The 13,198-nt window shown below is 34.8% G+C and carries 16 protein-coding genes; 5 read left to right on the top strand and 11 right to left on the bottom strand.

Features of this window, described 5'->3' with window-relative positions; translation table 11 throughout:
* Positions 1-4 precede the first annotated feature (4 nt).
* From ACJZL1_RS05775 to ACJZL1_RS05765, 3 genes are all read right to left on the bottom strand, one after another.
* A complete protein-coding gene (locus ACJZL1_RS05775) occupies positions 5-292 on the bottom strand; it encodes a BolA family protein (protein WP_265026432.1) in 288 nt (95 codons plus the stop codon).
* A 78-nt stretch (positions 293-370) separates the two neighbouring features.
* Positions 371-2,293, bottom strand: coding sequence for a molecular chaperone DnaK (dnaK, locus tag ACJZL1_RS05770; protein WP_265026431.1), 1,923 nt, complete (start codon positions 2,291-2,293; stop codon positions 371-373).
* A gap of 87 nt (positions 2,294-2,380) precedes the next feature.
* A complete protein-coding gene (locus ACJZL1_RS05765; protein WP_265034605.1) occupies positions 2,381-4,144 on the bottom strand; it encodes an Rne/Rng family ribonuclease in 1,764 nt (587 codons plus the stop codon).
* A 149-nt stretch (positions 4,145-4,293) separates the two neighbouring features.
* Between ACJZL1_RS05765 and rpmG the strand changes: the two genes are divergently transcribed.
* Entirely contained in the window at positions 4,294-4,494 is a 201-nt protein-coding gene (rpmG, locus tag ACJZL1_RS05760) for a 50S ribosomal protein L33 (protein ID WP_265026429.1), read from the top strand.
* A gap of 25 nt (positions 4,495-4,519) precedes the next feature.
* The gene (locus ACJZL1_RS05755; RefSeq protein ID WP_265026428.1) at positions 4,520-4,795 is read left to right on the top strand and encodes a helix-turn-helix domain-containing protein; all 276 of its coding nucleotides are present in this window, start codon (positions 4,520-4,522) and stop codon (positions 4,793-4,795) included.
* A 65-nt stretch (positions 4,796-4,860) separates the two neighbouring features.
* Here the strand turns inward: ACJZL1_RS05755 and ACJZL1_RS05750 are convergent, their stop codons facing one another.
* Positions 4,861-5,742, bottom strand: coding sequence for a zinc ABC transporter substrate-binding protein (locus ACJZL1_RS05750; protein WP_265034603.1), 882 nt, complete (start codon positions 5,740-5,742; stop codon positions 4,861-4,863).
* Between ACJZL1_RS05750 and ACJZL1_RS05745 the strand changes: the two genes are divergently transcribed.
* Both ACJZL1_RS05745 and ubiB read left to right on the top strand, forming a co-directional pair.
* Positions 5,734-6,474, top strand: a complete 741-nt coding sequence (locus ACJZL1_RS05745; protein WP_265026426.1) for a metal ABC transporter ATP-binding protein — start codon at positions 5,734-5,736, stop codon at positions 6,472-6,474. The genes ACJZL1_RS05750 and ACJZL1_RS05745 overlap by 9 nt on opposite strands.
* Entirely contained in the window at positions 6,471-7,901 is a 1,431-nt protein-coding gene (ubiB, locus tag ACJZL1_RS05740) for a 2-polyprenylphenol 6-hydroxylase (protein WP_353285332.1), read from the top strand. Before ACJZL1_RS05745 ends, ubiB begins: the two co-directional genes overlap by 4 nt.
* A gap of 164 nt (positions 7,902-8,065) precedes the next feature.
* Here the strand turns inward: ubiB and ACJZL1_RS05735 are convergent, their stop codons facing one another.
* The gene (locus ACJZL1_RS05735; RefSeq protein WP_064124828.1) at positions 8,066-8,458 is read right to left on the bottom strand and encodes a TraR/DksA family transcriptional regulator; all 393 of its coding nucleotides are present in this window, start codon (positions 8,456-8,458) and stop codon (positions 8,066-8,068) included.
* Positions 8,459-8,564: 106 nt separating this feature from the next.
* Between ACJZL1_RS05735 and ACJZL1_RS05730 the strand changes: the two genes are divergently transcribed.
* On the top strand, positions 8,565-9,212 hold the full coding sequence (locus tag ACJZL1_RS05730; protein ID WP_419247160.1) for a heme exporter protein CcmB: 648 nt from the start codon (positions 8,565-8,567) through the stop codon (positions 9,210-9,212).
* A gap of 73 nt (positions 9,213-9,285) precedes the next feature.
* Here ACJZL1_RS05730 and ACJZL1_RS05725 read toward each other — a convergent pair whose 3' ends face one another.
* From ACJZL1_RS05725 to gatA, 6 genes are all read right to left on the bottom strand, one after another.
* A complete protein-coding gene (locus tag ACJZL1_RS05725; protein WP_419247159.1) occupies positions 9,286-9,438 on the bottom strand; it encodes a hypothetical protein in 153 nt (50 codons plus the stop codon).
* Positions 9,422-10,378, bottom strand: a complete 957-nt coding sequence (locus ACJZL1_RS05720) for an IS5 family transposase (RefSeq protein ID WP_264735368.1) — start codon at positions 10,376-10,378, stop codon at positions 9,422-9,424. Before ACJZL1_RS05720 ends, ACJZL1_RS05725 begins: the two co-directional genes overlap by 17 nt.
* The gene (locus ACJZL1_RS05715) at positions 10,363-10,542 is read right to left on the bottom strand and encodes a hypothetical protein (RefSeq protein ID WP_419247158.1); all 180 of its coding nucleotides are present in this window, start codon (positions 10,540-10,542) and stop codon (positions 10,363-10,365) included. Before ACJZL1_RS05715 ends, ACJZL1_RS05720 begins: the two co-directional genes overlap by 16 nt.
* A 108-nt stretch (positions 10,543-10,650) precedes the next feature.
* The gene (locus ACJZL1_RS05710) at positions 10,651-10,806 is read right to left on the bottom strand and encodes a hypothetical protein (protein WP_419247157.1); all 156 of its coding nucleotides are present in this window, start codon (positions 10,804-10,806) and stop codon (positions 10,651-10,653) included.
* 30 nt (positions 10,807-10,836) lie between these two features.
* Complete coding sequence (locus tag ACJZL1_RS05705; RefSeq protein ID WP_419247156.1) at positions 10,837-11,016, bottom strand: hypothetical protein; 180 nt, start codon at positions 11,014-11,016, stop codon at positions 10,837-10,839.
* Positions 11,017-11,483: 467 nt separating this feature from the next.
* Positions 11,484-12,980: an Asp-tRNA(Asn)/Glu-tRNA(Gln) amidotransferase subunit GatA gene (gene gatA, locus ACJZL1_RS05700; RefSeq protein ID WP_265034567.1), complete on the bottom strand. Its 1,497-nt coding sequence runs from the start codon at positions 12,978-12,980 to the stop codon at positions 11,484-11,486.
* Positions 12,981-13,198 lie beyond the last annotated feature (218 nt).

Genomic DNA, 13,198 nt, shown 5'->3' with positions numbered 1-13,198 from the left:
ATTTTTATTCTTTATTTTTTAAATTGTACTCATTTTGCGTATACAAGTGAAGAGAAATTGCATGTATTAGCTCTATCTTACTCTTTAATAATTCATAGATCAATTTATGCCTTTTGAGAGTGTTCATTCCGATAAAGCTGTCAGATATTAATATTAGCTTGATATGTGAAGGTAGTGTTGAAGATGAAGCAAAATAATGATCAGCATGCTTTGCTGATTCATCGATAATGTTGATATCAATTACATCTATCGAATCGCGTATCTTTTCTTCTATTGCCTTAATAATGTCCATAATGGTTTCTTTAAGCAACAATACGCTCCCTTGTCATCCCAGTGTCAGCTACTCGGATGACAGGAAAAGTGATCACAATTACTTATTCTCTTCTTTATTATCTATGTCTTGATAATCAGAATCTACTACTTTTTCTTCTTTATCATTTGGATTCCCTTCTGATGAAAAGCCATTTCCAGCACTATTTTGTTGTGAGGCATTATACATAGCTTCCCCAAGCTTCATAGAGATTTGAGAAAGGTTGGTAACTTTCTGCTGGATTGAATCAGCGTCATCAATGTTATCAGATTTACTCGCTTCTTTTAGCTCATTCAATGCATTTCCAATAGCAGATTTATCTTCAGATGACACTTTATCACCATACTCTGTCAGAGACTTTTCTGTAGAATGAACTAAACTATCCGCCTGATTCTTCACTTCAATAAATTTCTTACGCTTTTCATCTTCTTGTGCTTTTTCTTCAGCTTCTTTTACCATGCGATTTATTTCATCATCAGATAGACCACCTGAAGATTGAATGCGTATTTTTTGCTCTTTTCCAGTAGCTTTATCTTTTGCAGAAACGTGTGCTATTCCATTTGCATCTATGTCAAATGTTACTTCGATCTGAGGAACTCCACGAGGAGCAGGAGGTATCCCTTCCAAACTAAACTGACCAAGTAGCTTGTTATCAACTGCCAGTTTTCTTTCACCCTGATGCACCTTAATTGTAACAGCTGTTTGGTTATCTTCTGCAGTTGAAAACACTTGAGATTTTTTAGTGGGAATAGTAGTATTACGCTCAATAAGTGGAGTAAACACTCCTCCTAGAGTTTCAATACCAAGAGAAAGTGGAGTCACATCAAGTAGTAACACATCTCTTACATCACCTTGAATGATTCCCGCCTGTATTGCAGCTCCAATTGCTACAACTTCATCAGGATTCACTCCTCTATGTGGATCTTTGCCAAAGAATTCTTTAACTTTCTCTATGACTTTTGGCATACGAGTCATGCCACCAACGAGAACCACTTCGCCAATTTGACTAGCAGACAAACCAGCATCCTCAAGAGCTTTTTTACAAGGAGCCATAGTTCTTTCGATTAAATCATTCACTAAGCTTTCAAGTTTTGCTCTCGTTAATTTCATATTTAAGTGTTTTGGACCACTTGCATCAGCTGTAATAAACGGTAGATTTATTTCCGTTTCCATTGCACTTGATAATTCAATTTTCGCTTTTTCAGCAGCTTCTTTGATTCTTTGCATAGCCATTGGATCATTTTTCAAATCAATGCCATTACTTTTCTTGAATTCATCTAGTAAATAACTCACTATTGCGTTATCAAAGTCTTCACCTCCAAGATGAGTGTCACCATTTGTAGCCTTTACTTCAAAAACCCCTTCACCTATTTCAAGTATTGAGACATCAAATGTACCACCACCAAGGTCATACACCACTATTGTGTGCCCATGTTTCTTATCAAGACCATAAGCAAGCGCTGCGGCAGTCGGTTCATTTACTATTCTGAGTACATTTAATCCGGCGATTTTTCCTGCATCTTTTGTTGCTTGACGTTGAGAGTCGTTGAAGTATGCTGGCACTGTTATCACAGCATCTTTTACTTCCTCTCCAAGATAAGCTTCTGCTGCTTCTTTCATGTTTTGTAGTATAAATGCACCAATTTGGCTAGGAGAGTATTCTTTATTATCAGTGGTTTTAACCCATGCATCACCATTTTTTGCTGCAAACACTTTATACGGCACGTTTAGATTTTTCATTTCAGAATCACCGTATTGACGGCCTATTAATCTCTTAGTAGCAAAAAAGGTATTACTTGCATTGGTGGTTGCTTGCCTTTTTGCTGGAGCACCAATCAATTTTTCTCCTGATGAAGTAAATGCAACTATAGATGGAGTAGTTCTTGCTCCTTCTTTATTCTCTATTACCTTTGTGTCTTTGCCCTGCATTATTGCAACACAAGAATTTGTTGTTCCGAGATCTATACCTATTGCTCTTCCCATAATGAGTACCCCATTGTAAATATTATCTGATATAAGAATATATAAGTATAGGACTTATTAATTACAAGCCCAATTTAGGAGTTCTAATTAGTTATTAGAACTTAAAAGGCGCGAAAGCCACTTAGTCAGCCAAAAATTGCCTCGTAGTTTATTTGAATTATCAGCTTCTTCATTGCTGCTATCCCCAATTTGGTATCCAGAGTTCTGTAATGGCTTATAATCGTTTAAATTAACATCATCTCCTTGTTTTAAAACAAATGTATTTACATCTAAACTGTTATCAATACTGACGTTCAATGTAATATTAAACTCTTTTTCGATTGTAGAAACTGTATTCCGTTTATTATTAAAAATATGCGCTATAACTGCACTGTGCGCTACTAAATCAAAAGACTTATTTCGATTCTTATTAGCAATATGTTGTAAGTCCCTTAGTATCGATGCAACAATTACTTCGTTTGATTTTACTCTTCCAGTACCTTTGCAGTGTAAACACTCTGTAGTATTAATTTCTTGTATGTTTGGTTTGATTCTTTGTCTTGAAAATACCATTAAACCAAAGTCATTTATGTAGCTAAATTGAACCTTAGCTTTATCATCTTTAAACGCTTGCCTTATAGCAGACTCAACAGCTCTGCAATACTGATATTTCAACATATCAATAAAATCGACTACTATTAATCCTGATAGGCCCCTAAGATTCACCTGTCTTGATATTTCAGGTACTGCTTCCATGTTGGTTCTATAAGCTGTTTCTTCTATGCTATCTTCTCCTGTCATCTTTCCTGAATTTACGTCTATTGAAACAAACGCCTCAGTTAAAGTTATTATCAAAGACCCACCAGATGGCAATTCTACTCTATTGCTATATAACTCAGAAATTTGATCTTCAATTCCATAGTAAGTAAAGATCGGAACATAACCTCTATACAATCTATAGCGCAATTTACTACCTTTTAGTGCATTGTTAGCATATTGCCTAACTGCTTCAAAAGCTTCCTTTCCAGACACTATAACTTCTATACCATCGCTACAAAAATCACGAACAGATCTCATAATTACATCTGCTTCGTTGTAAATTAATGATGGAGCGTTTACAGAGAAGGCATTTTTCTGAATGTTCTGCCATAATGAGGATAAGTAATCGTAATCCTGCTCAATTTCTTTCTTACTTTTTCCTGAACCAACAGTTCTTACTATTAAACCTGATCTTTTTGGCAGGTTTATTAAATTTAGTATATCCTTTAACTGCTTTCTGACATTAGCATCTTCAATTCTGCGGGACACTCCACCTTTGCTCATGGAATTTGGCATGAAAACACAGTATCTACCCACTAAAGTTATGTATGTTGTAAATGAAGCTCCTTTATTGCCTCGTTCCTCTTTAGTTAGCTGAACCAATATTTTTTGATTTACTGAAATAACATCTTGTAATTTGTATTTTTTATATAAAGGTACCTCTCTTACAAAACCACTACCTGACTCGTTGACATTCTTACTAGCTGCAGAATCTGAAGAAATATTTGCTGGGGCTTCTTCTGTACAATCGTCATTTGAGTAGCTCTCAAAGATAGTTTCCTTTTCTTTTTCTGGAATATTGAAGTAATCTAGAGATATCTCAGAAAAAGACAAAAAACCTTGCTTATTTTTTCCATATTCAATAAATACGGCTTGCAAAGAAGGCTCTATACGCTTTATATAAGCAACATATATATTACCTCTTAATTGTTTTTTTTCCTTGAATTCTTGTTCAAATTCTACAACCTTATTATTAACTGACAAGGCAACTCTTACCTCATTAGAACAGGTGGAATTTTCTATCAACAATAACCTTTTGCCACTATTTGCCACTTATTTACCGTTTGCTTTTTATTCTGAAGTTAACTTTATGCTACTTAATGCACTGTTGATTGTCAAGAATTTTACGATCTGCATTATTCGGTTGACTTTTAGTGTTTTGCGTAATAAACTCGCATAGAATTTATTATATCATTATAAGTATGACGAAAAAAAATGCTTCTTTGCTTGTTAAGTTAGTCAGCACTGCAATCAAGACAACAAAAACTGGTGAAGAAAAATCAACTGGCTATTTTTATGTAAAAAAGCGTAATCCAAAAAAGCTCACCAGAAAACTGGAGTTTAGGAAGTATGACCCAGTAGTCAGAAGGCATGTGTTATTTAAAGAAGAAAAACTAAAGTAATTTTTTTATAAGGAATTTTATTATTATGCAAAATTTACAATTAAGTTATCCTATAATAGTAGAGTTGGGGGATGTAAAAGATACAAAACTGAAATTAATAAAGATCATTGCACAATTAATAAGTAAGCAGTACACAACACAGAAAAAAGCAGCAAACGCTCTAAAGATTGATCAGCCTAAAGTATCTCAAATCAATAGATCAAGAGTCGAAGGGTTCTCCTTAGAATACTTGCTTAACTTATTGATTGCATTGGGCCAAGACATAAACGTAAGAATAAAGCATAATTCTAAACCTGCATAATATGTAAAGGACAAATGGTAATTTAAATTGCAGAACAATAAAACGGTAAGCTAAAAGGGAGCTTATTACTCAACAAAACAAGACTTAAAATTTTGTGCAATGCTATTGATTATAGCTAGATATGCATCTTTTCCAGGCTCTATGTCTGATCCAATAGGATCAAGAACTACCATTTTTGCGTTATTAGAAAGGGCATTAGGCTTTATGCTATCTTCCTGTGAATGAGCAAATATACATTTAACGTTTTCTTCCTTCATTATCTTTTTTAGCTTCATTAAACTCTTCATACCTATGTAAGAATCCTCTTCTATAGAAAGAATGGCGCTTGGGTGATTTAAACCAAAATATTTTTCAAAATATTGATAAGCATCATGAGTGACGATGTATTTTTGATTTTTAAAATCATTCAGTTCTTTCATGATTTCTTTTACTTCTTGGTCTATTTTTTTTATAGCTTTTGTTGCATTAGAGTTGTATCGATGAGAATTTTCTTTATCTATGTTAGACAATGTTGCACTTATAAAAAGTATCATGCTCTTTGCATTTTCGGGACTCAGCCAAATGTGTAGGTCTTTTTCATCTTGAATATTAGTGATTTTTCTAGAAAATGAATGTGGCCGAGCAGGAAGTAGGTTGATTGCCTTTGACAATTGCACTAGTTCTTTATTATTTTTAGCGAAAGTTTGAACAAACGTCTCTAAGTTATCGTCAGTGTAAAATATGACATCACTTGATTCCAAATTACTCGCATCAGATGGCTTTAATATATAATTATGCGCAGATGTTGCATAGCCAAGCAATTCCGGTTCTAAAATCCCTTCTGTAACAGAAGCCACAAGTGAGTGGATAGGTTTGATTGTAGCTACAACTTTTAAATTGGATGAAAAAGCAATATTATAGTATAGTGTAAATGAAAGTAATAGAAAAAAAGTCAGTAAATGTCTCATATAAACGTTGAGAAGAAGTTAAATTTTGTCAATAAGTTAAATAATGTCAATAATCATGTTCTAAAAATAGAAAATCTTGCTCTCACATATGATGGTAAAAGAATCCTTGACAATATCAATATGTTCATGGAAAGAGGAGACGTAATTACAATACTTGGTCCAAATGGTGGAGGTAAAACCTCTTTAGTGAAAGCAATTGCTGGCATAAATAAAAGCTGTACTGGTAGTATCGTATTTGCTGACAACATAAAAATTGGCTATATGCCGCAAAATTTTAGTGTTAGTAATTTGATGCCAATAACAGTTGAATATTTCCTTTTAAATAGTTCCTTGAAAAGACCAAAGAAAAATCAATCCATTATTACAGAAGCGATAGAGTTGGTTGGTATCGGTAACATTTTGAAGAATCAAGTGTTAGAAATTTCTGCAGGGCAAACACAACTACTACTGCTTGCACGTTGTTTAATTGCAGAGCCTGACCTGATCATTCTAGATGAACCAGTTAGTGCAATGGATATTAACGCACGGGCTAAGTTCTATGATATTATAAGCAAAATAGCAAAAAACCGATTAGTGTCGATTCTTATGACTTCTCATGATCTTAACTCTGCTCTACCATGCTCAGATTACATAATTTGTATAAATAATACTGTCTACTGCCAAGGTAAGCCTGGTGAGATTATGAAGAATAAAACCCTAAATGAAATCTTTAGCAGTTACGCAGCGAAATGATTCAAAATATTTTGCGTCTTCTGCACATAACTACAGTGCTGACGCGTTACAATATATTACCTTATTTACTTCCACCATCAAAGAAATCAATAAATAAGATACAAGGCCATAAACTAAAGCGTGCTCTTGAAAAATTAGGTCCGGTGTTCATTAAGTTTGGGCAGTCTATCTCATCACGTACTGATGTTTTAAATGAGGATATAACAAATAACTTATTATTGATATGTGATAGATTGCCATCGTTTTCACATAAAATAGCAGTTAAAACTATAGAAAGTGAGTTTAATTGTAAATTGAGCGACATTTTTTCAAGCTTTTCTGAAAAGCCAATTGCAGCAGCATCGATTTCTCAGGTGCATAGAGCGGTTACAACTGAGGGTAAAGAAGTTGCTGTGAAGGTTTTAAGGCCAAATATTGAGAAAACATTCTCAAGGGATATAAAGATGCTTTCTTGGCTTGCGGAAATTGCAGAAAAATTTAGCGAACAATCAAAAAGGCTGAAGCCGATTGAATTAGTCAAAACTTTTGCTGAAATTTGCCGATTAGAGTTAGATCTACGTTTTGAAGCTGCTCACTCTTCAGAACTAAAGGAAAACACAAAAAATGACAGAGGTTTTTACGTACCTGAAGTAGATTGGAATAGAATTTCGAAAAAGGTTTTAACATTAGAATGGATAGAAGCAACGCCAATATACGAAGTTGAAAAACTGAATAATCGCAAGCAAATAGCTATCAATCTTATAGAATCATTTTGCAATCAAGTATACAGGGATTGTTTTTTTCATGCTGATATGCATCCTGGAAATCTAATGGTTGATAGTAATAACAATATTATTGCCCTGGATTGTGGAATCATGGGTAGAATAGATCGTGAGACATGCTATTACGTTATAGAGATACTCAAAGGCTTTTTAAATCGGGATTATGATCACGTTGCAAAAATGCACTTTAAAGCTGGTTACGTTTCATCACAGCATAGAAATTTTGTCACAGCTTGCAGGGCAATAGGTGAACCCATTATTGGGCAGCCTATACAGAAAATTTCATTTGCTAGTTTACTTGCTCAGCTATTAAAAATAACGGGTGATTTTGATATGAAAGTTCAAACACAATTGTTATTGCTGCAGAAAACTATGATTTTACTAGAAGGGACATGTAGAAAGATCTACCCAGAAATCAATATGTGGAAAGTAGTTGAAGCGTGGATAAGCAGTCAACATGAAAATAAAATAGGGTATAGGGAAAAAATTAGAAGTTCTTATCCCATAAAAACAATCCAAGGAATATTTAGCCTTATAGAAAAATTGAACCTAATAGCTGATAAAAAATTAGAAAACATCCAAATTAAAAATAAATCAAATGGAAAAGTCTATTTTTTGCTGTGGTCTGTAATTATAATTCTAATTGTTAAATTTTTAATTTCTTAAACTGTGGGAAAAAACTGCGTCAAGCCCAATTTTTAATTCAACTTAATTTTTAATCTGCAGGAGTCGAGTTGAGAATGTCCAATTTTCCACTTTCTTTATAGCATAACATACTTTAGCGCCTCTTGCTCCTCTTGAAGTCCAATGGCTCACCACTTATGTGTAAATTAATCGTTAATGTTGTACACGTTCTTTTCTTTTTCTACTCTCTCTTGCTCTTCAATACAATATATAGCAAGCGGATTAGCTTTAAGTCTTTCGACTCCTATTTCTTCTCCTGTTCCATCGCAGTAACCATAAGTGCCTAATTTTATTTTTTCTAACGCCTCCTTAATTTTTTCTTTTCTATCTTTTCGACGCTTGATTAATTCCTCGTTTCCACTATCTCCATCAGAATAGTATGTATCAATACTATTCTCTTCTAGTTCTTGTTTCTCCAACTCAGCGAGTATTGATTGTAACTTTAAGCTGAAGTATTCCAGTTGTTTTACGCTCATATATTCTTCATCTTCTGAAGGAGTGTAATCTTCTGGTGACTTTATTTTTGGTAACTTTTCCATAATTGCATTATCAAAAAAATAATAAAACCTATATAACTTATGAACAAAAAATTATACTACCTCAAAGTAAACACTATAATTTATAATAAACATTTAAAAGCCTAGTATGATCGGCCCAGTAAAAAAATTAGTAATAAATGATAAGAATCTTACCTATATAGTATGTATTTTCATTATAATGTTAAGTTTATCTTCATTTACACTTGAAAACAACAATAAACAAGAAGTTATGTTAACATTAACATGGATATGTGCTACATTTGTTTTGCAGATCTCTACAAATAATTTGTTTACATCTGATTATCATGATGGAATATTAGAGCAAATCTTTGTACAGCCACTCTCTTCTAGGCTTATAGTTGCTTATAAAATTTTCGCTCACTGGTTATTATTTGGGTTACCGATTTCAGTAATTTCTTCCATATTCAGCTTTGCAGTTCTAGGCAATAGTATTGAACACTCAATAGCAGTTGGAGTGTCTTTATTATTTAATACGCTGATAATCATTAATATTTCAGCTACTGGAAATGCATTGATGATTGGTCGAAACAACTTAGCATCAGGAGTATCGCAAATTCTTGTTTTGCCAATGATAATGCCAACCTTTGTGTATTTTAAAATGCTAACTCAATTTGAAAATTTGTCCTTGAATATTTATACACTACTAATCACCATCTTAGTTTTTGTCATTTTGATTGTCAACAGCACTGTAACTACTCACATGGCACTAAAATTTGCTGTGGAACAGGATTGAAAAATCTTACTGTTATTCAGTAGACTTCTTGCATAACCTAGAAAAAAGGCAAATAGTTATTATAGATTTAGGTTTACCGACAATTTGAACAACCTTCATTCCAGCACCCTTCCCTATCATCCAAGTAGCCCTTCGTTGTCATCTCAGTGCCCAGACACTGGGATGGCTTTGTTGCATAGCACCTTAAGCAGTGATGGTTTACGACAAATTTATGTAATGATTTCAAATTTAGCCATACCAATATCAGTGAATTTGTTGAGCAAATAGCACTTAATTAGTAATTCTTTTTCACGATTTACTTCAGATTTATTCCTAAAGCTAAATCCAAATACTTGCTTCAACCTTGAGAAAAATCCTTCTATGTAAGATCTCTTTCCATAAATTGCTTCCTTTTTCCACTCTTTTACACCATCTTGTCCATATAATTTTATTAACCTAATAGCAGCATTTCTGTCAGACATATAATCTATTTTTGAATGTTCTGCTGCATCCTTTTTTGGTAGAACTTTTGTCTTTATATCGTATTTCTTACACAATTTATAAAGTTTGTGCCTATCGTATGCCCTATCTGCATATAATGCTTTTATTTTGTGCTGAAAATTAACTTCTTCAAGCAAATCGCAAGCTCCATAGTGGTCAGAGTAGACGCCATTACTGTATCTTGCAGCTATAGCTTTTTTACTATTCACACTTAACATAACATGTAACTTTCTTACTTGCTCGTAGCTTCGGTACTTTCTATCTGCACTGTTTTCCTTACTGTGGCCAGGAGTGTTACTGTAAATGCTGATACTTGTGCTATCTATGATAATTTCAATATTTTCCATGTTGCTTTTATCAACCCTGCAATCATTTATCTTAATATTAAGTTTTTTAAACCTTCTTGATGCTTGTGAATAGCTGATAACTGCCAAATTTTTTCCTATTTGTTGCAGATATCCTTTTATAAACCCCACCGTTTGTCTTAAACCAATTCTAAAAAGATTGACAATTATATGCACCAAAATTACGACTTTATCACTGTAAATATAGTTGCCGCCCTGCATTTTTGGACTATTTTCATACCAATTTTCGATAGCTTCATCGATGTAACGAAAAATATTTCCCCTTTTTTCAAGGAATTTGTTATATTCGTTTTGGTTACTGACTTTCATTTTCTGTGGCATATTTTTTCTTCAACAGTTAAATGGTTATTTATAATGAATTTTGTCAGTAGCCACCAGATTTTTTCGGTTGCTATGCAACAAAGCCCACTGGGATCCAGGAAACTTAATTGCAAGTAATGCATTGGGTTTGGTGAGTATGGGTTTTGCGTTATAAAATGAAGCACTTTTGGTGAATTTGTAAAGAAAACTGGATGCCAGTGTCAAGCACTGGCATGACAAGGTATAAACCTTATCGTCATGCCACCGCGAACCGTCATACCGCCGCGGTATCTCTAGATCCCGCTAACAAGTAGCGGGATGACGAAGTTATCGTCATGCCACCACGAACCGTCATACCGCCACGGCGCTAACACGTAGCGGGGTGACGAGGCTTTATCGTCATGCCACCGCGAACCGTCATACCGCCGCGGTATCTCATCAGCTAACAAGCAGCGGGATGACGATTGTCAGGCTAGCTGTCATCCCAGTGCCCAGACACTGGGATCCAGGAAAGTTTGCTTGTTTACAAGCAAACTAGCATAGAAAGTGGTTACAACGTTTTCGATGAGATTATATGGAAAACTGGATTCCAGTGTCAAGCACTGGAATGACATCACAGAGGCACTGGAATGACACCTCTCTTGGGCTCTTTTAGCCATAAATATTTAAGAAATTTACCAAACGAAAAAAAAGGCAAAAGAAGCCCTAGTCATTGTCTATTTTCAGTATTGGCGTTTTTTAAGTCTTAAACACTGCAATTTAGCTGCTTTTAAATGCAACTCACCTTAGCTTAAATGTTTAAGAAATTTACTAAGCAGAAAAAAAGGCAAAGAAATCCCGTGGTAATTAGTGTTCACTCTCTAATCCTTCAAATTGGCGTACTATACTGTCTTAAACGCTTTATAAGCGCGTTTCGGCTTGTATAGGTAGAAACCTAAAAGTTTTATAAAGACATAAGGCACACATAGTGCAAAAAATTAAAAATAAGACGCCAACTACGTTGTTTTTTTGCTGTTTAATCTGCACAGATGAAGATAACTGAATACCTTCAGTTTCATGATAAGGGGGCTGGCGAAGCTTGTAAAGCAATTTTTGCATTTAATTCTAGTTCCGTTTTATGCCAGCTTCACGCGCTGGAATGACACTCTTTTGGATGGAAATCAGTGCTAATTGTTCTGCCGCAATTTTGCTCTATCACACTTGCCACATTTAATATTCCAGCTTCGTCATAATAATTTCCAATTACTTGCAAGGCAAGTGGTAAACCCTCATTGGAGAGTCCTACAGGAACAGAAATAGCAGGCAATCCTGCCAGACTTGCCGGCACAGTAAACACATCATTGATGCACATAATTAGCGGATCTGGCTTTTCATTTAAGCCAAAAGCTTCTGTTGGAGCAGATGGCACAAGTATGTAATCTATTTTTTCAAACGCTTTTATAAAATCATTTCTGATTAATGCCCTAATGCACTGCGCTTTTTCGTAATATTCATTGTAATGACCTGAGGAAAGCGCATAAGCGCCAATTAAAATTCTTCTTTTCACCTCTTTACCAAAACCTTCTGCTCTTGTTAGTGAATACATTTCTTCAAGGGTATCAGCATCAACCCTTAATCCATAACGCACACCATCATAACGAGCAAGATTGGATGAAGTTTCAGCAGAACAGATTAAATAATAGACTGGTATTGCATATTTAGTATGTGGCAGAGTAACGTCAACAACTTCAGCGCCATTTTCTTTTAAATAGGAAGCAACTTTCTCCCAATTATGGACTATTTCCTCTGAAATTCCATCCATCCTATATTCTTTTGGTATACCAATACGCTTACCCTTGACATCACCATTTATGAAGCTAGAAAATTTAGGCACTGGCTTTTCGCTTGATATTGAATCTTTTGTATCATAGCCACAAATTGCTTCCAGCATTAATGCTGAATCAGAGACAGAACGAGTAATGACTCCTGCTTGATCCAGAGAACTCGCAAATGCAATCATACCAAAACGCGAGCATCTTCCATAAGTTGGCTTTATTCCAACTACTCCACAATAAGCTGCTGGTTGGCGTACAGATCCACCGGTATCGCTCCCTAACGCTCCAGCGCATAAAAATCCAGCAACCGATGCTGCAGATCCACCAGATGATCCACCAGGAACAACTTTTTCCCCATCACTTTTTCTAATCCACACATTTTCAACAGGGCCAAAATAGCTGTTTGTGTTCGCAGAACCCATAGCAAATTCATCCATATTAAGCTTACCGAGCATGGCTGCTCCACTTTTTAAAAGCAAGTCAGACACCGTAGATTCGTAAGTCGGAACGAAATTTTCCAGCATTTTTGAGCATGCTGTTGTTTTTATTCCTTTTGTACAGAATAGATCTTTGATGCCAACTGGTATACCCATGAGCGGCGAGATTAAATCATCCTTTTGCCTAGAGAAATATTCATCTGCAGCTTTAGCAGCTTTCATTGCTATCTCTGGGGTTTTTGTTATAAATGCATTTAATTTCTCATTTTCAACCGCACTAATGTGCGCCTCTACGAGTTCAACGGCAGAAAAACTCTTTTTTTTGAGCCCGTCATGCATTTGTGTAATACTTAACTTTCTTAGTTCGTTCATTAATATTTAATTTTTAGCAAGACATTAATTGTAACATAGTACGATAAAAAATCCATACATTTATAGTTACAGCTAGAAATGTAGCTAAGGTAATTTAGATTCACCAAAATGGGTTTATGATTAAGTTGGCAATACGCCTTAAATTATGCCGCCTACTCTTCTATTCAAAACATTAAACAACATTATACACGACTTACCTTTGAACGTGGGAATTTTCT

It is taken from the genome of Wolbachia endosymbiont of Rhagoletis indifferens (assembly GCF_048537595.1).
GTDB lineage: Bacteria > Pseudomonadota > Alphaproteobacteria > Rickettsiales > Anaplasmataceae > Wolbachia.
The sequence above is the reverse complement of the archived record's forward strand: the minus strand, read 5'-3'. Positions and strand labels throughout refer to the sequence as shown.

Bases quoted from the DNA above. Each gene is read 5' to 3' on its own strand.
- ACJZL1_RS05730 (WP_419247160.1), top strand. From the start codon at position 8,565: ATGATCGGCCCAGTAAAAAAATTAGTAATAAATGATAAGAATCTTACC.
- ubiB (WP_353285332.1), top strand. From the start codon at position 6,471: ATGATTCAAAATATTTTGCGTCTTCTGCACATAACTACAGTGCTGACG.
- ACJZL1_RS05735 (WP_064124828.1), bottom strand. From the start codon at position 8,458: ATGGAAAAGTTACCAAAAATAAAGTCACCAGAAGATTACACTCCTTCA.
- rpmG (WP_265026429.1), top strand. From the start codon at position 4,294: ATGACGAAAAAAAATGCTTCTTTGCTTGTTAAGTTAGTCAGCACTGCA.
- dnaK (WP_265026431.1), bottom strand. From the start codon at position 2,293: ATGGGAAGAGCAATAGGTATAGATCTCGGAACAACAAATTCTTGTGTT.
- ACJZL1_RS05775 (WP_265026432.1), bottom strand. From the start codon at position 292: ATGGACATTATTAAGGCAATAGAAGAAAAGATACGCGATTCGATAGAT.
- ACJZL1_RS05755 (WP_265026428.1), top strand. From the start codon at position 4,520: ATGCAAAATTTACAATTAAGTTATCCTATAATAGTAGAGTTGGGGGAT.
- ACJZL1_RS05720 (WP_264735368.1), bottom strand. From the start codon at position 10,378: ATGCCACAGAAAATGAAAGTCAGTAACCAAAACGAATATAACAAATTC.
- ACJZL1_RS05750 (WP_265034603.1), bottom strand. From the start codon at position 5,742: ATGAGACATTTACTGACTTTTTTTCTATTACTTTCATTTACACTATAC.
- ACJZL1_RS05745 (WP_265026426.1), top strand. From the start codon at position 5,734: ATGTCTCATATAAACGTTGAGAAGAAGTTAAATTTTGTCAATAAGTTA.
- ACJZL1_RS05705 (WP_419247156.1), bottom strand. From the start codon at position 11,016: ATGGCTAAAAGAGCCCAAGAGAGGTGTCATTCCAGTGCCTCTGTGATG.
- gatA (WP_265034567.1), bottom strand. From the start codon at position 12,980: ATGAACGAACTAAGAAAGTTAAGTATTACACAAATGCATGACGGGCTC.